The sequence below is a fragment of the Amycolatopsis sp. NPDC114503 genome, from assembly GCF_055633655.1.
On record NZ_JBVKDT010000011.1, the window covers coordinates 22,411 to 41,606 of the forward strand.

The 19,196-nt window shown below is 70.9% G+C and carries 32 protein-coding genes; 25 read left to right on the forward strand and 7 right to left on the reverse strand.

The window, feature by feature from the left end:
* Positions 1-6: 6 nt before the first annotated feature.
* From ACZ7OI_RS36770 to ACZ7OI_RS36785, 4 genes are all read left to right on the forward strand, one after another.
* On the forward strand, positions 7-669 hold the full coding sequence (locus ACZ7OI_RS36770; protein WP_470268702.1) for a hypothetical protein: 663 nt from the start codon (positions 7-9) through the stop codon (positions 667-669).
* Between the two features lie 314 nt (positions 670-983).
* Positions 984-1,199, forward strand: a complete 216-nt coding sequence (locus ACZ7OI_RS36775) for a hypothetical protein (RefSeq protein WP_470268703.1) — start codon at positions 984-986, stop codon at positions 1,197-1,199.
* 205 nt (positions 1,200-1,404) lie between these two features.
* Positions 1,405-2,082: a hypothetical protein gene (locus ACZ7OI_RS36780; protein WP_470268704.1), complete on the forward strand. Its 678-nt coding sequence runs from the start codon at positions 1,405-1,407 to the stop codon at positions 2,080-2,082.
* 53 nt (positions 2,083-2,135) lie between these two features.
* Complete coding sequence (locus tag ACZ7OI_RS36785; protein WP_470268705.1) at positions 2,136-2,564, forward strand: hypothetical protein; 429 nt, start codon at positions 2,136-2,138, stop codon at positions 2,562-2,564.
* Here the strand turns inward: ACZ7OI_RS36785 and ACZ7OI_RS36790 are convergent.
* Together ACZ7OI_RS36790 and ACZ7OI_RS36795 are read right to left on the reverse strand one after the other, a co-directional pair.
* Positions 2,542-3,348 (reverse strand): PP2C family serine/threonine-protein phosphatase, encoded by an 807-nt coding sequence (locus ACZ7OI_RS36790; protein WP_470268706.1) that lies wholly within the window; start codon positions 3,346-3,348, stop codon positions 2,542-2,544. The genes ACZ7OI_RS36785 and ACZ7OI_RS36790 overlap by 23 nt on opposite strands.
* 114 nt (positions 3,349-3,462) lie before the next feature.
* Positions 3,463-4,101 carry a hypothetical protein gene (locus ACZ7OI_RS36795; RefSeq protein WP_470268707.1) on the reverse strand — a complete coding sequence of 213 codons (639 nt, stop codon included), beginning with the start codon at positions 4,099-4,101 and terminating at the stop codon, positions 3,463-3,465.
* A 129-nt stretch (positions 4,102-4,230) separates the two neighbouring features.
* Here ACZ7OI_RS36795 and ACZ7OI_RS36800 point away from each other — a divergent pair, with 129 nt between their 5' ends.
* Positions 4,231-4,602 (forward strand): hypothetical protein, encoded by a 372-nt coding sequence (locus tag ACZ7OI_RS36800; protein WP_470268708.1) that lies wholly within the window; start codon positions 4,231-4,233, stop codon positions 4,600-4,602.
* Between the two features lie 381 nt (positions 4,603-4,983).
* Complete coding sequence (locus tag ACZ7OI_RS36805) at positions 4,984-5,358, forward strand: hypothetical protein (protein ID WP_470268709.1); 375 nt, start codon at positions 4,984-4,986, stop codon at positions 5,356-5,358.
* A 41-nt stretch (positions 5,359-5,399) separates the two neighbouring features.
* On the opposite strand, the gene ACZ7OI_RS36810 is transcribed toward ACZ7OI_RS36805, so the two are convergent.
* Positions 5,400-5,696, reverse strand: a complete 297-nt coding sequence (locus tag ACZ7OI_RS36810) for a helix-turn-helix domain-containing protein (protein WP_470268710.1) — start codon at positions 5,694-5,696, stop codon at positions 5,400-5,402.
* A gap of 561 nt (positions 5,697-6,257) precedes the next feature.
* On the opposite strand from ACZ7OI_RS36810, the gene ACZ7OI_RS36815 reads away from it, so the two are divergent.
* Entirely contained in the window at positions 6,258-6,548 is a 291-nt protein-coding gene (locus ACZ7OI_RS36815) for a hypothetical protein (RefSeq protein WP_470268711.1), read from the forward strand.
* 75 nt (positions 6,549-6,623) lie between these two features.
* Here ACZ7OI_RS36815 and ACZ7OI_RS36820 read toward each other — a convergent pair whose 3' ends face one another.
* Positions 6,624-6,881 carry a hypothetical protein gene (locus ACZ7OI_RS36820; protein ID WP_470268712.1) on the reverse strand — a complete coding sequence of 86 codons (258 nt, stop codon included), beginning with the start codon at positions 6,879-6,881 and terminating at the stop codon, positions 6,624-6,626.
* Positions 6,882-6,887: 6 nt separating this feature from the next.
* Here ACZ7OI_RS36820 and ACZ7OI_RS36825 point away from each other — a divergent pair, with 6 nt between their 5' ends.
* A complete protein-coding gene (locus tag ACZ7OI_RS36825) occupies positions 6,888-7,067 on the forward strand; it encodes a hypothetical protein (RefSeq protein WP_470268713.1) in 180 nt (59 codons plus the stop codon).
* 124 nt (positions 7,068-7,191) lie between these two features.
* Here the strand turns inward: ACZ7OI_RS36825 and ACZ7OI_RS36830 are convergent, their stop codons facing one another.
* Positions 7,192-7,704, reverse strand: a complete 513-nt coding sequence (locus tag ACZ7OI_RS36830; RefSeq protein WP_470268714.1) for a hypothetical protein — start codon at positions 7,702-7,704, stop codon at positions 7,192-7,194.
* Between the two features lie 150 nt (positions 7,705-7,854).
* Here ACZ7OI_RS36830 and ACZ7OI_RS36835 point away from each other — a divergent pair, with 150 nt between their 5' ends.
* From ACZ7OI_RS36835 to ACZ7OI_RS36875, 9 genes are all read left to right on the forward strand, one after another.
* On the forward strand, positions 7,855-8,280 hold the full coding sequence (locus ACZ7OI_RS36835; RefSeq protein ID WP_470268715.1) for a hypothetical protein: 426 nt from the start codon (positions 7,855-7,857) through the stop codon (positions 8,278-8,280).
* A gap of 104 nt (positions 8,281-8,384) precedes the next feature.
* Positions 8,385-8,627 carry a hypothetical protein gene (locus tag ACZ7OI_RS36840; RefSeq protein ID WP_470268716.1) on the forward strand — a complete coding sequence of 81 codons (243 nt, stop codon included), beginning with the start codon at positions 8,385-8,387 and terminating at the stop codon, positions 8,625-8,627.
* Between the two features lie 121 nt (positions 8,628-8,748).
* Positions 8,749-9,273, forward strand: coding sequence for a hypothetical protein (locus tag ACZ7OI_RS36845; protein WP_470268717.1), 525 nt, complete (start codon positions 8,749-8,751; stop codon positions 9,271-9,273).
* Between the two features lie 2 nt (positions 9,274-9,275).
* Complete coding sequence (locus ACZ7OI_RS36850; RefSeq protein ID WP_470268718.1) at positions 9,276-9,845, forward strand: hypothetical protein; 570 nt, start codon at positions 9,276-9,278, stop codon at positions 9,843-9,845.
* Positions 9,846-9,999: 154 nt separating this feature from the next.
* Positions 10,000-10,608, forward strand: coding sequence for a hypothetical protein (locus ACZ7OI_RS36855; RefSeq protein ID WP_470268719.1), 609 nt, complete (start codon positions 10,000-10,002; stop codon positions 10,606-10,608).
* A gap of 108 nt (positions 10,609-10,716) precedes the next feature.
* Positions 10,717-11,439 (forward strand): GntR family transcriptional regulator, encoded by a 723-nt coding sequence (locus ACZ7OI_RS36860; RefSeq protein WP_470268720.1) that lies wholly within the window; start codon positions 10,717-10,719, stop codon positions 11,437-11,439.
* A 73-nt stretch (positions 11,440-11,512) separates the two neighbouring features.
* Positions 11,513-11,698, forward strand: coding sequence for a hypothetical protein (locus ACZ7OI_RS36865; RefSeq protein ID WP_470268721.1), 186 nt, complete (start codon positions 11,513-11,515; stop codon positions 11,696-11,698).
* 55 nt (positions 11,699-11,753) lie between these two features.
* Positions 11,754-12,269, forward strand: coding sequence for a hypothetical protein (locus ACZ7OI_RS36870; protein ID WP_470268722.1), 516 nt, complete (start codon positions 11,754-11,756; stop codon positions 12,267-12,269).
* Between the two features lie 102 nt (positions 12,270-12,371).
* Positions 12,372-12,893 carry a hypothetical protein gene (locus ACZ7OI_RS36875; protein ID WP_470268723.1) on the forward strand — a complete coding sequence of 174 codons (522 nt, stop codon included), beginning with the start codon at positions 12,372-12,374 and terminating at the stop codon, positions 12,891-12,893.
* A gap of 85 nt (positions 12,894-12,978) precedes the next feature.
* Here the strand turns inward: ACZ7OI_RS36875 and ACZ7OI_RS36880 are convergent, their stop codons facing one another.
* A complete protein-coding gene (locus ACZ7OI_RS36880) occupies positions 12,979-13,890 on the reverse strand; it encodes a hypothetical protein (protein ID WP_470268724.1) in 912 nt (303 codons plus the stop codon).
* Between the two features lie 965 nt (positions 13,891-14,855).
* On the opposite strand from ACZ7OI_RS36880, the gene ACZ7OI_RS36885 reads away from it, so the two are divergent.
* Together ACZ7OI_RS36885 and ACZ7OI_RS36890 are read left to right on the forward strand one after the other, a co-directional pair.
* Complete coding sequence (locus ACZ7OI_RS36885) at positions 14,856-15,299, forward strand: hypothetical protein (protein ID WP_470268725.1); 444 nt, start codon at positions 14,856-14,858, stop codon at positions 15,297-15,299.
* Entirely contained in the window at positions 15,269-15,454 is a 186-nt protein-coding gene (locus tag ACZ7OI_RS36890) for a hypothetical protein (RefSeq protein ID WP_470268726.1), read from the forward strand. Before ACZ7OI_RS36885 ends, ACZ7OI_RS36890 begins: the two co-directional genes overlap by 31 nt.
* Positions 15,455-15,526: 72 nt before the next feature.
* Here ACZ7OI_RS36890 and ACZ7OI_RS36895 read toward each other — a convergent pair whose 3' ends face one another.
* Complete coding sequence (locus tag ACZ7OI_RS36895) at positions 15,527-15,904, reverse strand: hypothetical protein (RefSeq protein WP_470268727.1); 378 nt, start codon at positions 15,902-15,904, stop codon at positions 15,527-15,529.
* Here ACZ7OI_RS36895 and ACZ7OI_RS36900 point away from each other — a divergent pair.
* From ACZ7OI_RS36900 to ACZ7OI_RS36925, 6 genes are all read left to right on the forward strand, one after another.
* Positions 15,870-16,835, forward strand: coding sequence for an NAD(P)/FAD-dependent oxidoreductase (locus ACZ7OI_RS36900; protein ID WP_470268728.1), 966 nt, complete (start codon positions 15,870-15,872; stop codon positions 16,833-16,835). The genes ACZ7OI_RS36895 and ACZ7OI_RS36900 overlap by 35 nt on opposite strands.
* The gene (locus tag ACZ7OI_RS36905; protein WP_470268729.1) at positions 16,754-17,008 is read left to right on the forward strand and encodes an acyl carrier protein; all 255 of its coding nucleotides are present in this window, start codon (positions 16,754-16,756) and stop codon (positions 17,006-17,008) included. Before ACZ7OI_RS36900 ends, ACZ7OI_RS36905 begins: the two co-directional genes overlap by 82 nt.
* Entirely contained in the window at positions 17,005-17,619 is a 615-nt protein-coding gene (locus ACZ7OI_RS36910; RefSeq protein ID WP_470268730.1) for a DapH/DapD/GlmU-related protein, read from the forward strand. The genes ACZ7OI_RS36905 and ACZ7OI_RS36910 overlap by 4 nt, the downstream gene beginning before the upstream one ends.
* Before the next feature lie 50 nt (positions 17,620-17,669).
* Entirely contained in the window at positions 17,670-18,194 is a 525-nt protein-coding gene (locus ACZ7OI_RS36915) for an NUDIX domain-containing protein (protein ID WP_470268731.1), read from the forward strand.
* 234 nt (positions 18,195-18,428) lie between these two features.
* Complete coding sequence (locus ACZ7OI_RS36920; RefSeq protein ID WP_470268732.1) at positions 18,429-18,662, forward strand: hypothetical protein; 234 nt, start codon at positions 18,429-18,431, stop codon at positions 18,660-18,662.
* 37 nt (positions 18,663-18,699) lie between these two features.
* Complete coding sequence (locus tag ACZ7OI_RS36925) at positions 18,700-19,086, forward strand: hypothetical protein (protein WP_470268733.1); 387 nt, start codon at positions 18,700-18,702, stop codon at positions 19,084-19,086.
* Positions 19,087-19,196 lie beyond the last annotated feature (110 nt).

Here is a 19,196-nt window from a genome sequence, read left to right on the forward strand (position 1 = left end):
AGCGCAGTGCTCAGCGACCCACAGCCCGGAGAGATCATCGTGAGCCGCGGATCGGGCCACGGCGGCAAGAAGTTCGTCGTCGGCCAGATCACCCGCGCCGCCTGGGATCCGGCCCGGCACCCGGAATTCGCAGCGCCGGAGCAAAAACCGTCCGGCGTGCGCGTGTCCGGCCTGGTGGTCCCGGTCGAAGTCGACCGGGAGCACTTCAGCGCGGACGGGCTGTCCTTCGGCGTGGGCGACGACCGCGGCCACGTCTACAGCGCACGCGTCAGGGCGGCCACGAAAGAAGAGCACGAGCAGGCCGTGCTCGCGTTGCGCGCACGCAACCAGGCGGAACTGGACCGGCGGCGCCGCAAGGCCCTCACCGACGCCCTGAGGGGGATGTGCAGCTTGCCGTGGAAGCTGCTGCCCAGCGACCGGTCCGTGCCCGAGATCCCGCAGTCCGCGACGCGCGAGCGGCTGGAGCTGGCACGCGGAGACGACACCCAGGTGTGGGTCGACGAGGCCGCCGGACTGCTGTGGACACGCGGGATCTCCAACACCCGCACGAACCGCGTCTCGATCCACGAATGCCCCCTCACCGACAGCAGGCGGGAGGCACTGGAAGAGCTGAGGGCCGCCTGGCAGTCCACGGCTCCGGACGGGGCCGCCGACGCGAACACGGTGTGAGCGCTCGAAGGCCGGGCGGGCACCGCAGCCGGACCGTCGGCGAGCCCGCCGCACGAGTGCTCACGGGAAATGGCCCAGGAACAGGGCATTGAGCCGACCGAGAGGGTCCCCGAACCGGGCTCGCAGAGTCCGCGCTTGTCCGTTGATGACGGTGCCGAGAGCGGGTAAGCTGCCAAGCGCACCGTTCCCCGCGCCAGCGGGGGTCTTTCAGCACATACTCTTGCGCGCAAGTTCGCGCGCGATTCCCCGCGCCGGCGGGGGTAGTGGCCGGAGAAGAAATCCCGGCCGGATCCGGCAACCCTCCTGGAGCGTTGATGGCCAAGCTTTCGCTGACCACCCGCTATCGCTACGGCAGCCGCACCCCTGCGCCGCGAGCGGCCCATTCGGCGAGCTCGAAACAGTGGCGCAGGAAGATCGCCGCCAGCCGGTTCGGTCCCCGCGACCAGCAGGCCCTGTTCGACGGCCTCCGCAAAGGGCTCTCGCTGGCCCAGGCCGCGAAGTCGGTCGACATGACCGCCAACGCCGTCTAGGCCGCGCGCGATGGGACGAGCAGTTCCGCGACCGCCTCGAAGCAGTCCTCGACGAGACCTGCCCCGGCGGCGACTGGTGCGGCACAGCGACCGGCGCGAAGCAAGGCGGCCACTGCCTCGCCTGCCGCCGCGCCCACCATCCTCCGCGACAGAAGCGCTGAAAAACACCCATTCCTTGCCAGAAGAGAAAGACGAAGGAGCCGCCATGCAGGGCATGAGCGTGGAAGAGGCGCTGAGCGCGCGGATCGAGGGCTGGACACGCAGCGTCGAGGTCTGCGTCGGCGACGACACGGTGACCGTCCGCTGGAACTGCCGGTGGTCCCGGCAGGACTCCCTCGACCCCAACGCCTGGCACATCCACCGCGGGACGTGCGCGTGGGCCGCGGTTCCGGGAGGCTTCCGCACGAAGGCGCCGGACGACGGGCCGGGGACCCAATGGTGGATGGCCTGGGTCGCGGACCGTGATCGCGTGCTGCGCATCGACGGGCTCGCCGACGACGATCTGGCCGCCGCCGTGACCATCCTCGCCGACACCGCACGCGCCGTCCGCATTCACGAGCGCCTGACCGCCCAGCGCCGGGAACAGACACTGCGCAGGCTCGCCGAGGCCGCGGACGCATGGGACGAAGCCGCAGGCAAGGGCCTCGTCGCCGAACACGCCTGGTCGCGCCGCGAAGCGAGGATCCGCACCGCCCTGGCGATCGGCGAATGCACACCCGAGGAGGTCCGCGACGCCGCCCGCGTCAACGCCGACCAGATCGAACTCGCCCAGGCATACGTGTTCGCCAACCCGGAGAGATTCCCGGTCCCGCCCCTCACCCCCGACGAACGGCCACCCGAACCCGCGCCAGAAGTGCCCGCTCCGGCCGGGTCGACTGCGTAGGACCGCACCGCCCTGGACCAGGGACCGACCGGCCCGGCTTGCCGAGCAGGTTGATGGAGCTCGGCGAGGTAGTCGGCCAGCAGCAGCACGGTTTCGTCGCGGTCGTGGCTCCACATCCACGCGACGATCCGGCCGAAGGTGTCGCCGGGGAGAACCTGCCGCGGTACGCCCGCAGCCACGTTGGCCTCGAGGAACCCGAGCAGGTTGCCGGCGTTTCCGGAGACGTCGGCGTGGGCACCTGCAGCTCCAGCGTCTCGATCTCCCGTTCCCATCGGTGGATCACGAAGTCGGGCTGGCGAGCTTCGGCGTTGCGCTGTACGTCGTCGACGCTGGCGTACTCCATGCTCGGCCACATCCCGTTTTGCTGCCGCCGGGTCGTGGCGATTCGCTCGCGCAGGTCGTTGACCATCGTGAGGATCTCGATGGTGCCCATGGCGGTGTTCCCCTTCCGCAGGTCGGTCAGTCCGTGCGGGCGATGCTGAGCACCGCGGCGGTGGCGTTGTCGGCTTGCTCGTCCGGGTCGCTGCGCGGCACGGCCACCGCCGCGTCGACGAGGGCGTCGGCGAGCCCCTGCGCGTCGCCGACGTGCCGCTCGGCGAATTCGGCAATCGTGTTGGCAGACAACGGTTTGTGGACGCCGTCGCTGGTCAGGATGATCGTGTCGACGTCGGCGAGTTCGCCGCGCAGCGGGGTCCAGGAGATCGTCGAGACAGTCGCGTAGACCAGGCCGTTGAGCACGTAGTCGTCCAGCGCCCTGACGACGTCGTCGCCGTGCTGGGCTAGGACGGCCCGGTCGGCGTCGGTGAGACCGGGGTTGCGCAGCATGTGCGCGACGTGCTGGCCGGCGGTTTCACCCGCGGTCCAGCGCCGCAGCCCGGCCGAACGCGACCAGGCCCAGACTGCGGCGTCGCCGACGTGGGCGATCTCGATGCGTCCGCCGCGCTCGATCGATGCGACCGCGCCGACCGCGTTCGGGCTCCCGGGGTAGTCGGGCATGGTGTCGGCCGCGGCCATGATCCCGGCTTGCGCGCCCCGGTGCGAGGCCACGACCGCGGCGGTGTCGGCGGCCCGCCGCGCGGCGGCGACCACGGCCGGGTTGGAGCCGATGCCGTCGATCACCGCCGCGCCGATCCCGAGCGGGTTGCCTTCGGTGCTGGCGGCGTCGGCGTTGGACTCGCGGCCGCCGATACGGGTCGCGCTGGCCAGCGCGACGGAGCGGGCGCCGCACTGGTGCGTGGAGGGCGCGCTGGTCTTGGTGCTGGTCACCGGGGTTCTCCTTGATCGGCCAGTAGAACGGGATCTCCGAGGGCGGCGTGCAGTGGCCGGTAGCCGGTGGGGCCGAGCTGGGCGAGCTCGCCTTCGTGACCTGACAACCTGTGGTCAGCGGCGCGGGCCGAATTCGCCAGGACGGTTCGTCGTCTGTTGATGCCGAGCTGCGGCCGTGCCCGGCAGCGCGCCCGTCATCTTGGCTTGCAACGCCGGTCCCGGGGACACCTCAACCGGAGGCAACGGAGGGAGACTCGCCAACAGATCCGCGCGAATCCGGGTGGCCACACCGTAGAACCGATCGGCACGTGCGCCCGCAGACTCCGCCGCGTCACGAAGAGTGGACGTGATGAGGCTTTCGCGGCCGGTTTCGATGCACGCCGGGTCGAGGGGGGCCAGGTCCCACCACCAGCGGTCCTGCGCGTTGACCTTCAGCTCGATCTTCAACTCATCGGGACTTCCCCGCCCGTCTGTGAATCGTCCGATCGAGAACTGCAAACCGTGCCAGTACAGAGGCCCCGAACCACCGTGACGCCCGTCAAGGATCGCGCGGACGAGCGGCGCCAGCGTCATCGCTGCGGTGTCGAACGGAATCGGCTCGGGTGCGTAGATCGCGTCGTCGGTGCTCCCGGCGTAGGCGCGCGCGATGTGTCGCAACGACCATGCCTTCTGCCGCGCCCACTCCAGGGTCTGTTGTAGCGGCGGCCCCCCGTGCGGCCCTTCCGGAATGGCAATTCTCCTGTCGTCCCCCATGGACCCAAGTATGCTCGCCACCGGTCGCGGAGTCGAAGCGCGCGGCCAGGCATGGGCCACCTCTCCCCCGGCCCGAGCGGAGAACGTCCATGCGCCGGAGCTCCGCGCAAACCGAAGGGGGAATCAGATATGCCGCAGATCGGACCGGACGAACCGGCACGGGCGACGACTGCACCGGGCTCTCGGTACAGGCGGCTGCTGGACGCGCGCGATCGCAACGACCGCCGAAGGCGGTGGGCCGTCGCGGGCTACGTGCTGGCGCAGCTCGCCGTGGTTGTCGTGGTCGTGGCCCATGGCTTGCCGCGCACCGTCGTGGTGTTCGTGGGCATAGCCGTAGTCGTCGGCCTCGCGCTGCTCGGCGCGATCGGTTTCGGGTACTTCCTCGGCGAACGAGCAGCAGTCCGCGAGTGGGATCGGTCGGAAGCTCTTGCCCTGGGCGGTGACGAGCGTTCAGGGGAGCTGACGACGTCCGCTGAGGCGGGCGGGCGGCAGCCCGAATGACCACCTGCACCGCCAAGGGGATGTCCCGCTCCCCGGACGTCCGGTGCCCGGAAGCCGGACTCACCCGGGCCAGCCCGCAACATCGTCCCCGCTAGCTGCGCCAACATCTCGACCAGGCCCGCGCCCGAGGGGCTCCTGACGGGTACGGTAGCGACTCGTCGGCACGGGGACGTTCTGTCTCCAGTGAACTCGGTTCACGATGGCGGAGGCGATTGCCACCGGGTCCGGGGGAGCCGTTCCGCTGCTACGTGTCGGCGGCGCGGTCGGGCGTGCGGATCAGCCACCCTCACCTCGAAATCGCGGCGGGGCGTTGCGGACAGCGGACCGGGCGACCTGCGCCGGGAACGCCGAGCACAGCCCGCAAAGAGGGAGGATCGACTGGTGGACACGGTGCCGATCGACTGCATTCACCCAGCCACGGCGCAGGCACGCGCGGAGCAGCTCGTCGCTGCGCTCGACCTGCCCTGGGACCAGGGTTTCTGGGCCGGAGGCGCTGAGCAGGTCCTGCGCTGCTACCTGATGGCGGCGGCGATCCGCGGCGTCGGCCTCGACGAGGTCAGGAAATGGGCCTCCGACCCGGGCGCCCGGGAACCGTTCGAGGCTCTGCGGAGCCGTCCGGACCAAGTCCCGCAGGACTGGATCTCCGGGCTCGACGCCGCACTGGGGCAAGCGCCCGCGATCGTCGAAGGGGCCATTGCCACGGTGCGCGCCGCCCTGGAGCAGGCGCCGAGCGACCCGGCCGCGCCCGGCGCTTAGAACTCATTACGGGCGGCTGGACAGTCAGTTCGCGGGCAATGTCAGCGCCGGGGCCGCGGTCGGGTCTGGTGCACCTGAGCCGGCTCGCGCACCGTGTCGGGCAGCAGGCCTTTGAGCAATTCGCCGGAGTCCATTCCCAATGCGTGCGCCGCGCCCAGCAGCTGGGGCAGTTCGGCCCGGGTGCGGGTGCCCCGCTCGAAGTCGCTCCACCAGGTGACCGACACACCCGCCTGGTAGGACGCGTCCTCCTGCGAGAGCCCGAGCAGCTCTCGTCGAGCGCGGGCTCGACGGCCGAGCTCGGCGGCGGCCCACTCGGCGGTCAAGACGATCCTCGGCACCTGGCGATGATCGAGCGGCAGGCCACGAAGAACCAGAGTTGTTCGCAGCAGGACGATCGTCTAGGTACGTACGTACTTCAACGAACGTGGTGATACTCGTCATGTCTGCGATGCTAAAGTGCTGTTCACCTACGACATTGAGGCAGACCGTGCGATTCCGTGAAGGTTTTCACATCGGCGTTGTTTCACCCCGTTCGGCGGATTGATCCTCGCTGAGCGGTCTACCACGATCGTTGGTGCCACCCAGGCGGCGAGTTCCCCCCCCCGCTCGTCTCCGACAGCCCCTCGGCCGCGTCCCCCGGCCGCCGAGGGGCTGTCCTGTCCCGGCAACGACTGGAGGCCGGCGATGACCACGGGCCAGGGTGGGCGACGCCGTCCCTGCGCATCCCGCCACGGTGCTCGCGCAGCGAGCTTCCCTGCCCGCCGGCGGGCGGAGCCGACGCTGTCGCCGCGGTTCGACCAGGTCGCAACTCCCGCCTGCGGCTGTCTGATCACCAGCACAAGCGGCGAGCCGGGCGACCAGAATCCGCAAGCGACGGCGACGATCGAGGAAGGAGATCCGTGGACATCGGCGAGGTGATCGCGCGGCTGCAAGCGAAGGCAGCGGAACTGCCGGACGGACTCAGGACCGAAGTCCGTGCGAGCATGTGCGACGGCGAGCGCATCGAAACCACCCGCGCGATCGAGGTCGACCACCTGGCCGAAACATCGCCGGACACCGGCCAGGCGGCCGTGTACTACGCGATCGTCCAGGGGCATCCCCACGACGACGACCAGTCCTTTCTCGCCACGGGTGCCGCGCATCAGGCCGACGACGCCCTGCGGCGCTGGACGGAAGACGACCGGACCTGAGACCGGGAGCCGTACGCCGCCGCAGCGGTGCTGCCGGCCTGTTGCATCGCAGGGGAAACCAGTGCGCACACGGGCTCAGACATCGTCGGCGCGGTCCCATTGCTCAAGCAGAGCGGCCCCGTGGTCGTTGAGCTGGGCTCCGAGGGAGACCACGGTCGTCGTCGCTCTCGCGAAATCGCGTTCGTCCAGTTCCTCCATGATCATGAACGCTCCTGACCACGTCGGCGGCGACGATGCGGTCGCCCGCAGGAACGCATGCCGCATTTCGGTCCGGGTCCACTCCCGGCCCGGCCGGTCCGGATCGGCAGCAGCGACGGCGGTCCTGATCGGCACAGCGCCATGATCGTGCATGCATCCGATCGGGCGGATCCCGGCTACGCCTACGTCGGTGACCATCGCCGGGCTTTTCCCCTCGCTGCCTACGCAACGCCGACCGGCGCGGTGTTCTGCCCGGTCCGGGCCCTGGACGACGAACTCCGAGAGCTGCGCGACCTTCGGCGCACAGCAGGGCAACGGTGAGAAACGGCCGTGCTTCTGCTGCGCTGGCGGACTCGGTGCCCGCGCGTGCCGGGGCGGCGCGCGTAGATCCCAGCACGGTTCCTCCGGCGAGTCGCCGGACGCGTGGCCGAGCGGCCGGTTCCGGTCAGATGTCGAGGTAGTTGGCCGCGTCTTCTTGCCGTCGTGTCATTTCCTTTCGCGCGCACTCGACATCTTCGGACTCGACCCGTTCGTCCGTTTCGGTTGCGACGGCGAGCTGTTCAAGGGAGTCGAACACGCTCAATTCGTTCGTGAGTTCGTAGTGATAGAGGACGAGTGCGAACCGCCCGCGCGCGGTTTCGGCAATCCCCACGGTCCAGGAGTCCGGGCCGCCGGGATCGAGGGCGTCGCGCGCCGCGTCGCGCGCGCTCCGCGGTTCGACCAGCCAGTGCCCGTTGAACCTCACCGTGCGCGGCCGGGGGTCCTCCACCTGGACGGAGATCAGGGTGTCCCCGCTTGCCATTTTCTGGGTCAACGCGGCGGTGGCGAACTTCGCGAGGGTCATCCCGGCGGCCTCGGCGGTCGCCGCGGCGCGTTGCCACGTCGGCAGGTCGCCGGACGCGGCGGGCACCAGCCAGTACGCGGGGAACGGATGGCCGGAAGCGGATGTGTTCGTCATGGTCTGTGCGCCTTTCGTCGACGGGGCCGGACTCGGGAGAGCGAGGACGGCTCATTCCCCCGCCGTCCCGCATCACCACGCTAGCATATTTGTCGCAGTACGCGACAAATCTGCTAAGCTCGCGGAGCGACAACGGAAAAGGAGCTTCGCATGAACGCGACGGAAATTGTGGAAAACGCCCTTCTGCTCACAGCGGACCTCGCCGGGCTGCGCGCCGGGCTGGTCGCCGGGCCGGATTCGCGCAAGGTGCTGGCCGAGCGGGTGCAGACAGGCGCCGCGCTGCTGGACCGGGCCTACTCCGGCTGGCGCGACGACCTGCGGTCCCGCCTCCTCGCCGACGGGCGCGCACTGGACTTCGGGGACCCGGACGACGGGGTACTGGCGGTGCTGTTCGGCAGCCACGAGCGCGGCGTCCGCGAGGTTTTCCGGGGCGTGCCGGTAGAAGCGGACCGCGCTGTGCTGTCGGCGGGCAGCGGGTTCGAGGGCTGCCCGATGGACATCGTCGGCGACTACGAAGAGCAGGTCGACACCCTGACGCAACTGTGGACATCGATCGCAGGGACGCGGATCCGGTGAGCTCCGGCGAAGGAAACGCCGACCGGACCGGACCGGGGCGGAGGCCGGAACCGGAAGAGAACAAGGGCTTCCGGCTGGATAGTGCAGTGAGATCGGAAATTCAGATGCGCGAAGCGCGCGAGATCCCTCCCGAAACTCTGTCGGCGGAAAACGCCTGTTACCTGGCGCTCTGGAAGTTGCCGAACGGGCGCGTCGCGGCATTCGGCAGCGGGCGGACGCCGAGCGAAGCGACGGCGCCGGGCGAGCGCGCGACAGGCGTCCCGGTCCGGCTCGCGGGCGTCGTGCCTGTGCTGCACACCCCGGAAGCGCTGCGGAGCGCGGCGGCATCCGACGCGGAAGGGGGATGACGGCCGGCCCGACACGGCGGCGGCCGACAACGAAAGGCGGCCGGGAGCCACGTGCGATGGCGCCCCGGCCGACTCCCGACAGCTCACATCTGCGACAACGGAACCCGTTCAGGAGCACACCATGTCTACCACGACACCACTCATCGACCGCGTGGCCGCGCGGGCGACGGACCAGGCGTTCTGCCTTGTCCGCAGGCGTCATCCAGACGCGATCGCGCTGCTGGCAGCGGCCCAGGCGACCGCGGCCAGCTTCGGCCCGCCGGTGATCCGGCGCAGCTGGCTCGCAGCCGCGCGCGCCACCAGCCGCTGCCTGGGCACGCGCTCGCCCGCCGCCCCGGAGCTTCGGGTGATGGGGTTCGCGCTGCAGCTTGCGGACCGGGCACTGCGGCGATCCCCGATCTGGTCGAGCACGCGCGGCACCGCCCTGGACGAGGTGGCCGACGCGCGAGCAGCCTGCGCGGCGGTGCTGAGGTGGACCGCCGTCCGCACGGCCGGACGAGGAATCGCGGCGGACGCCCCGGAGATCGCCTGGTTGCTGGCGGCGTCCGCGCTGTTCGCGGAAGCCGGTCGCCGAGCCCGCCGCGCGGCGACCACGGCAACGGTGACCGCGCAGGTCGCCGCATGGCCGACGCGAAAAGGGGCGTGAGCGTGAGCACCCTGCGCAGGGTCCACGTCCACACCCGGCCGGGCCCGCTCGTGCTCGGGGTGGTCTCGCTGGTGCCCGGGATGATCCGGGTGGAGACGATCGCCGAGACGGAGACGGCGTCAGTGGTGCTGGAGCCCCTGACGCCGGGGATCGACGAGGGCCTTGCCGACGTCATCGGCCAGGCGGAGACGACCTCCATGCCCGGACGAATGAACGTCATCGCCTCGGTGACCGACGCCCGGGGCGCGCGCGTGCAGACAGTCCTGGACGCGCTGACCTCGCCCGGCGCTCTCGACCAGGATCGGATCGCGCCGCTGCGGATCGCCGCGTTCGTGCCCGAGGGTTCGAGCATCGCCGTCGACACCGTGCACGCGTCCGTGCTGTGCACGGGAGCCGGTCTCGACATGGCGCAGGTGAGCACCATCGGCGGCGAGGTCGGCATCGAGGAGGCACAGCGGCCCGTGGTGACGACCGTGGCGGGACGAGTGACGGTGGGCGTCGCCGAGCAAGCGCGGCTCACCTCCTTTGCCAGCGACATCGTCGTCCGACAACCCCGACCACGGAAGAGGTGAGGGTCCGCAACCCGTGCGGTCGAGCGCATGGGACAACGCACCGGTCGATCTGAGACACGGAGTTCCCGGCCTCCGGGTCCGGGCGCGGGCGAGCCGCTATCGTCCGCACCCGGACCCGGCCGCCCAGGGCCCGGCGGCGAGGACGAGGACGAGGATGAGCAGTTCGGACACCGACCGGCCAGACGATCTCCGGACCGCGCTCGCCGTGGTGTGGCAGGCGATCCGGCAGAACGGCGCCGACGTGCCCGACGCCACCGTGGAGGTCGGCGCGAAGCGCACACCGGCCGAAGGCCGATACGACCCGGCCAGACGCGTGGTGTTCGTCCCGCGCGCAGCCGTGTCGGCAGGAGCCGCCGCGGTGCTCGGGGTTCTGCTGCACCAAGCAGCCCACGCGGTCGCGAAGCAACGAGGATTGCGCGACACGACCCGCGAAGGCCGCTATCACAACCACGTCTTCGTGACTCTGGCACAGGATTTGGGGTTGGACGTGGCGCAGCACGAACGGCTCGGCTTCTCCGAGACGAACCCCACGCCGAAAGCCCGGGCCAGGTACGAAACCGTCGTCGCCCGCCTCCGCGCCGCGATCGAGCACGCTGACGACGAGCACCAGCCCGAGACGCCCCGCACCGCGAAGCCCCAGCGCCAGACGATCGCCTGCGGCTGCACCCCGCCCCGCAAGGCGCTCATGTACCCGTCCGTTCTCGACGACGGACCGGTGATCTGCGGAGTGTGCCGCAAGCCGTTCGCCGCAGTCGACGGCTGAGCAGCGGCACCCGAACGCGAGACCGGCGGAGCCCCTCGGGCGCGGCCCCGGCTTCGCGTCACCCGATCCCTGATCTACCTAATCTAGATCACGTGGTTAAATAAGTCCGTGACCGACTCTTCGCCCGCCGACCCCGGAAGCCCCGACCTGCCGGTTCCGCAGCCGCCCATGTCGGCTACGGCCGCCACGATCGCCGCCGACCTGCTCGTGGCGATCCATCGCGGTTACCTGCGCTGGGGCGAAAAGGTGCCCACCCAGAAAGAGCTGATGTCCGCCTACGGCGTCTCGATGAACACCGCGGCGTCCGCGCTGTCCAAACTCGACGCAGTCGGCTTGACCCACGCCCGGCCCCGCGCGGGCCGACGCGTCGTCGACTCGCCCCCGCTGTCGCGCCGGCACGACGTGCTCGACATCCTCGACGCCGCCGCGATCTGCCGATCGCTGGCAGCCACCAGCGGCGGGTCGGCTCCGCACTACACCTACGTGGGCGGCGATCCGGACTGGGACGACCCGCATGCCGCCCCGGGGAGGAAAACGCCGCCGCGCCCCGTCGACGTGACCGTCCTGTACGGCCTGGACCGCAACTTGCTGCGGTGGCAGGCCGAGGCGTTCGTCGACGGGGCGCGGCGCATCGTCGGCCACGGCCCGACCGCCGCCGACCGGCACCTGGTGGCCGCCGCGCGCGCGATCCTGCGCGACGGCGCGACACGTCCGAAGGACCAGGCCCCCATCGCCCAGATCAGCGGGCCCGAACCGGCAGGCGAAGCCGTAGCCTCGCGCATCTGGCCCGACCGCGTGCACCCGGCCGGACCGGACGATCCGCCGTTCTAATAGGTCCGGAAGCCCGGGACACGCGCAGCGGCAAGCGACGAGGAACAGACCCCCACGACCGGAGGAGACGACGATGACCTCGCCGAGGGCTACCTCGCGGGAGGCGGGCCGCTCGGACCGGCCGCGTCCTCTGCCCCGAACGCGCCCCCGCCGCGTCCGGATCCTCGCAGGCTGGCTCATCGCGAAACCGGAGGGCACGACCCTCGGCAACGGGCAGGACCTGCACGCTCTCGCCCGAGCAGACGGAGTGAACGTGTGACCGCCCGTCGCGCCCGTCCCCCAATCCGACCGAACAGATTCCGAAGGAGCCCTTGATGAACCAGGACCAGGACGCGACCAGCCCCGTCCGCCCGCCGGGCGATCCGGAAGAATTCGCGTACCGGACGGCGCTCGCCGACTGCCAGGGCGCCGTCGAACGGGCGTGCCGTCTCGAAGACGCCCAGCACGGCCGCCCGCTGGAACTGCAAGACCCCAGCCTGTGGCCCGAGCAGGAACGAGCGCGGAAAGTCGTCGAGCAGCGGCGGCAGACCCTGATCGCGACCGCCCCGGAGGCCGCGACATCGTGGTGGCCCGGGGCCTGGCTCGGCGTATCCGACACCCGGCGGTTCGGCTACCGCGGACTGCCCGGCCAGATCGACGGCCTGAACGTCTGGCCCACGGAAAGCGCGGCCCGCGCCGGGCGGCCGGAGAAGGTGCCCGCCGAGAACTGGTCCGTCGCCTGGACACCGACCGCCCGCAACGACGTCCGCGAAGTTCCGCTGGACCAAACATTCTGGGCCGAACACCCCAAGGCACCGCGTAAGCCCGGGGACACCACGGCGACCGGATGACCAGCCCGCGAACTCGCCCGGCCTGATCGGCGGTCATCCTTTCCGCAGACCAGGTCGTCCGACCGCCCGTTCCATGAGGACTTCCCGACAAGAAAGCGTCCGATGACCATTCAGCTCACCACGTTCGTCGCCCAGACACGCTCCCTGGGCCTCGGCTACGACACTCCGACGCTGGTCGTGCACACCGATGCCGAACGCGAGATCGAGCACCTACCGTTCGTGGAACAGCTGCTGCGCGAAGGAACCGACGACATCACGCCGATCGCCCGCGGATACTCGCCGCTGGCCAACCACCGGCCTGCCGACGAGCCTCGCGACCACCGCCTCGCCCCCGTGCCGGTGGCACCGGAATGGCTGCAGGTCATGCGCGAGCAGTACGACCACCGCGCCAAAATCCTCATGGTGCTGCAACCGGTCACCGACACCGGCACGGCACCCGACGACGTTCAGGCGACCGCTCCCGCTCCGGGCCTCAGCCTGCCCAGCTGGCTGGAGCTGCTGTTCACCGAAGGCGCGCCCATCGCGTACCGCGACGTCCCCGTGCAGACCAAATTCCACATGACCATCGCAGCCTGGCCTCAGACCTTCCTCAGCGTCGAGGAATGGTCCGGTCAAGGCCAATGAACGCCCGCAGACCCGGGCGATCCCGCTCCCTGAGCCCGGCGCTCCGCGATGCCGGGACCGGTCGTCGGCGACCCGGTCGTGACGGTCAGCTCGGCGCGCGCATGTTCCGCCACGCGTCCTGGACGCGGTCGCGTTCGTCGCCGTCGAAGGCGGCGGCCAGGAGCCGCCGCTCGTTCTCGTGCATCAACGAACCCAGCAGGAGGGGGTTCGGCATGCCGCCGTGGCGGGTCAGTTCCTCCGTGTACTTCAAGCCCGCCAGGTGGAACGCGGCGACGACGTCCTCCGGTGTAAGTGTTCGGCCCGCGTGGTCGAGGATGCGGGGGTACAGCTTGTCGACCAGGTGCTGGGCGTCGTTGACGCCGCGCAGACGGTCGAGCAGTTCGTCCGCATCGGGCACGGCGATCAGCCCGCGCTCGCGTGCCGGCCGGGGTCGGCCAGTGCCTCCGATCCCGTCGCTGGTTCCGTGCTCGGGGCCGCCGAAGTCGCCACGCAGCACGCCGTCGAGGAACGCGAGAAACCCGTTCTTGTCGGAGGTCAGCGTGCCGGACCGTTCGTCTTCGGCGTTGCGGTAGGTGTAGGTGCCGTCCGGATCGCAGGCGATGGCCAGCGGCGTCTCGTTCGGACCGCCGTCGCGGGCGCTGAGTTGGTAGCGGTCGAACTGGTCCTCGGTGAACCGGATCGCGGTCGCGGCATAGGCCGGGGTGCCCTCCAGCGCGCTGGCGCGCACTTCGACATGGCCGTCGCGACGGGCCACGCGCAGGTGCTGCGAACTCGGGTAACGCTCGATCCGGCCGCCGACCCGGAAGTCGCTGTCCTGGAATGTTGCGGCGTGTTCGGCGTCCAGCCGTCGCAGCGCGGCGTCATAGGTGATGCTCTCGGCCGCGGCGAGGGCGCGGGCCGCGTCGACCGCGTGTTTGGCGGTGGTGTATTTGACCTCGTGCGCGGCCATGTACCGGCGGATGTCGGCGCGGTAGTCGCGCAGGCTGTGGTTGCCCATCTGGCGTTCCTTCTGCGGGGAGCCCACGTCGCCCCGCGAGGCTCGTCGGCAGATGGCCGTCCGATCGCAGGATGCTCTCGTGCGCTTGAAACCCGAAGGCCAGCTTGTCCTCAGCGCCGCGACCACGTGGGAGTCGATCGGCTCGGAGACGGGTCCGCGCGTTCCCCGCCGCGAATCTACCACCCTCCGGGCACGACTCCCCGATGCCTGCCTGGCCTGCTCGGCGGCGTTCGGCGCGCTCCGGCAATCGCTCGCCGGATCCGGCCGGCCTCCTCTCTCGGCTTTGGCCGGGAGACGGTCGGCGAGGCGGCGGTGGGGAAAATTCCTGTTATTGCATTTCGGATTGCGATAATCGGAACGCGTCGTGCGGATGCGGAATGCTCTATCGTGGGGAAGAGGCAGAACGTTGCCTTTCGTAGGGATTGGTCGGCCGGGCTGCGGATCGCTTCCCAGCACACACATTCGCAGCCCGGTTCCCTCCTCCGGGAGGACAGACTCGCCGGCGGCGCGGCCTCGGAAGACTGCGACCGGACCGGCCGTCCGGGAGATGTCGTCAGCCAGGGCGGTGGCATTTCCGTCGCATTCCCGTTCGGCCTCGGAATACTCGCTGGTCGGAGTTGAGGCGTCTCCGGCTCGGCGCCAGTTGTCGGCGGACATCGTGTGCGGGCCGGGTTCTCTGTCGGCGCGAAGGTCCTGCCTGCTGGCCGGAACTGTTGCGGAGGCGGGACCGGACTCCGCCGTGCTGGCGGCGACAGGGCTGAGCCGTGGCGTTCCGGGGTTGGGTTTACGCCGAAGTCCTCGTTCGCGCGAGGGTCGCGGGGCCGGTGGCATGGACGCTGGCCCATGGTCAGCGAGCCCTGGGAGCGCGCGATGGTGTCAGTGCGGACAGCCAGTCCTGTCGATTCTGCCGGTGCCGGTCGCCGGGCGCCCGCTGCCGTCTCGGTCGGCGAGACGGGGGACGCGGCATGACGGAGAAAGGGCCGACGGCCGCGCGAGACGTTGCGGTGCTTCGGGCGGACGACTACGAGGGGAATCTCCCCCCGGTGTTCTTTCTGGTCGATGCGACCGGCGATCCTTGCCCGGTGTATCTGGAGTTGCACTTGTGCCGCGGAGAGCTGCGGGTCGGCAGGGATGACGATTGCTGCCGGAATTCCTTGCAGTGGAAGCTTTCCGGCGTGCCGTCCCCGGCTGGAGCGAACCGCATCATGTCGGAGGTGCCGGCCGAGGCCGGGGAGATCTGCGCCGAGACCGGCCTCGACGCGGACGGGATCCGCAGCGGGAACGAGCTGAGCGAACGCGGACGCGAACTCGCGCATGACATGCAGATGACCGTCAACAGCCTCGACTACGAGCAGGCGGCCGACTGTTCCGCAGCGCAGTGGCTGGCCGAACGCGTCCCGAGGAGCTGACCGCGGCCAGCGGCGACCCCGAGGTCGCGCGGATCGCGGACGACTGTGTCGCGGCCGCGTTGCACGAGGTCGACGACGTGCTGGTCGTCCTGGACCGCGACGACGTCGTCGCATTCCTCGTGGAGGAGCGCGACAGGCTGCGCCGAGAACGGTGACCGGTGCCGGAAAGAACTCCGGCGAGGCGGAATCGGAGACGCCGAGTTCGGCCGATGCGGGGCGAGCGCGGTCTACTGGCGGCCTGCGGTGCCTTGCGGATGATCGTGCAGCGCTGCGCGCACGCTTTCGCCCGCCAGCCACAGCGTGACGCTGCTGCGTTGGTCCCAGCCGGAGAACTCGCTGCTGAGCTGCGCGATCAGGTCTCGGTGCCCGCCGTCGTCCGGATCGGTCCGCGCGAGTTCGGCCAGCAGCCGCCGGACCGCGGCCGCGGTCGCGGCGTCGGTCTGGCGGTAGGAGTTCAGGTGCCGCACCAGATTCCACAGGTGCTCGTCCATCCGCTCGCGGACGATGAACACCCGCCGCAGCGCGGGGTCCGGCCGGTCCGCCGGTCCGGCCCGCAGGCGGAGGAACGCCGTGGCCGCCCATCCCCGCGCCCGCTGGCACGACACCACCGCCACCGCCGTCGCCCCGGGCCGGACTGCGATCCGGATCGCGTGCGCGGACGGCACTCGCGTCGCCTGCGGCCAAGTGGTGCTCGCCGCCGGAACCGGGATCCCCGCTCTGGTGGGCGAACAAGCCCGCGACCTCGGGGTCCCGCCGGTGCTGGCCGGGCGCGGGGTCAGCCTGCTGCTGCGGACCCCGGTGCGGGTCGCGCACACCGTCCGCACCCCGAACGCCGCGTTCGCCTGCGGCACGCATCTCGTCCCCCGCGCCGACGGGACGGTGTACCTCGGCGCGACCAACCGGCTCGCCCTCGCCCCCGATCCCGCTGCCCCGGCGACGCTGGACGAGATCGCCACTCTCGCCGCCGACGCAGCCCGCGTCGTCGAGCACCGCCTCGCCGGCGCGCACCTGCTGCGCGCCCAGGTCGGCTACCGGCCCTACACCCTCGACCATCTCCCCTTGGCTGGTCCGACTGCCGACCCGCGGATCCTCCTCGCCACCGCGACCTACCGGTGCGGCGTCCTGCTTGCCCCGCTCATGGCCGATCTCGTCGCCGACGAGATCGCCGAACCGGGCTCGCTCGCCGCCCACCCCTACCGCCCCGGCCGCCCGATGCCCGCACCGCAGATCGCCGACCTGCTCACCCCCGCCGCCCTGGACGGCCTGGCCGACCACCTCGCCGCACCCGGCTCCGGACGACGGCAGCTGGCCGCGCTGCTGGCCGCCGCGCTGCCCGCCCTGCTCCACGGTTGCGACCCGGCCGGTCACGCGATGGCCCGGCTGTTCGCCGCCGCCCCCGTCGCCGAGGCGCTTCCCTCCCTGCTCGCCCTCGCCGAACGCCTGGAGACCCGCCCATGCCCGACCGACCCCTCGATCCCGAATCCGCGGTCCTCCTCGCCGCGGCCGACGCCTGCCGCCGCGACCCCGGCGACCTGACCCGCGACGACCGGCTGGACGCGCTCGGCATCGACTCCCTCGACCGCGTCGCCCTCGCCGTCGCCCTCGAACACGCCACCAGCAGGCCGCTGCCCGACCGCGTCCTCGCCACCGCCGCCACCCTCGGCCACCTCATCGACCACCTCGCCACCCCAGCGGAAGGCACCCCATGACCACCGACACCGCCGCCACCGACCCCGGAGCGGTCATCCACCCCAGCGCTCACGTCGACCCCGGCGCGCGAATCGGTGCCGGAACCCGTGTCTGGCGCCAGGCCGAGGTCGCCGACGACGTCGAGATCGGCGACGACTGCACGCTCGGCAAAGGCTGCTACATCGGACAACGGTCCCGGATCGGCGACCGCGTCAAGATCGGCAATCACGCCGACATCTTCGGCGCCCGGATCGAGGACGGCGTCATGATCTGCCCGCGGGCCGTGCTTACCGAAGACCGCGCGCCGCGCGCCATCCGCTCCGACGGACAACGCCAAGGCCCCGGCGACTGGACTCCCGCACCCGTGACCGTGCGGCACGGTGCGACTGTCGGCGCCGGGGCGGTCGTGGCCGGCGGCGTCGACATCGGGCAGTACGCCAAGATCGGGATCGGCGCCGTGGTCCACCGCGACGTCCCGCCCTACGCCGAGGTCCACGCCCACCCCGCCCGCGCCACCGGCTGGGCCTGCCACTGCGGCCACACCCTCGACAGCCAGCTGTACTGCCGCCGCTGCGCACTGGCCTACGAACTCGCCGACGACCAGCTGAGGGAGATCCCGCCCGCGTCGTAACCCGGCACTGGTCGACGCCCGGCCCGACGAGGTGAGTAGCCTCGCGGCGCATGACCGAGGAGCAGTTGCCGCCCGCCCAGCACTTCGCGCGGTTGCCCAAGCACATCGCCAGCGGTGGCGTCATCTTCCGCGACGCACGCGGCCGCGTGCTGCTCGTCGAGACCACCTACGGCACCGAGACATGGGAGATCCCCGGCGGCGGAGCGAACGAGGGCGAACCTCCTTTGGCGACCGCGTGCCGCGAGGTCAAGGAAGAACTGGGCATCGACGCGCCGCTCGTCCGGCTGCTGGCCGTCGACTGGCGACCGCCCCAGCCCAACGGCCAACCCGCGCTGCTCAACCACGTTTTCGACGGCGGCGTCCTCGACGACGCCCGGATCGCCGCGCTGCGCGTGACCGACCACCGCGAGCTCAAAAACTGGAGGCTCGCCGACCCCGACGAAGCCGCCGCCATGCTTCAATCCCAGCCGCACATGGCGCGCCGCGTCGCCGCGTGCCTCGACGCCGTGCGCACCGGCCAGACCGCCTACCTCCAGGACGGGTTCGACCCGTTCACCCGGCACACCGCCGCCTAGCGAAGCCCCCTTTGGCCGTGAGGGAGGTTCCGCCTGCCGGTGCGGTGCGCATGGAGCGGGCTTGACCATCCTGTGCTGTTCGCCCGGCAGCGGACGGGGCCCCGTGGTCCGTCAAGGAGTCATTGCGAGGAGGACCGTCCCCTCCGTGCCGGATCGGGCAGTCCTCGCGACGTCCCGCGCTCTGCATCCCGCGCGCCAGGCTGCACGACGCACGCTTTGAAAGGCAGGCTGACGATGATCGCCAACGAAACACCGGGCAGCGGCAGCGGCAACGACGACCGGCCGGGGCCGCCGCAGGCAAGCGCGGAGGTCTCCTGCATCCTTGGCTTCGTGACGGAGCTGGCCGCAGTCGTGCTGGCGGCCCGGGTGGCCAGGGCGATCTCAATCTCGGGGTGGCTGGCCCGGCCGGCGGCGCCTTTCACCAGTCGGCGGAGCCTTGATCCAATTCGGGGTTTCGTCCACCGGTGAACAGACTGGGCGTCCGTCCTCTGGTGGAGTAGTCCGCATGGGAAAGCAGACGCTGCGCGAGACCTGCAACGGTCCGGCGCTGGTGCGGAAGGTGAACGTCACGCAGGACGCGATCGTTCGAGCGGTGATGAGCTACAGCAGCACCAGGAGAATCAAGGACCCGGCCAAGCAAGTCCCGCTCAGGTACTCCGAGGTGATGCGCATGGTCGACAGCGCGTTGACGATGGCGACCTACGAGAGCCCTCATCCGATCCTGCGGAGGCTCGAGGCCGAGACCATGGACGGGGACGGCCCGGCGATCAGGCTGTATCTGTGGGTCGAAAGCGAGCTGAAGCGCCTCGGGATCTTCCCGCCGGACGCCGAATCGGCGCTGCCGGAAGCGGTCCGAGCCCACCTCGCCGCCGAAGCATCGCCGCAAGGATGACCTCGGCCCCACCAGGCGCGCGGCGTGTCCGGCTTTCGACGAGGTCCAGAGCCTCGGCCCCGCGCCGGTGACCGTAGGGCGGCACCGCCGACAACCAGGCGCGGCGCTCG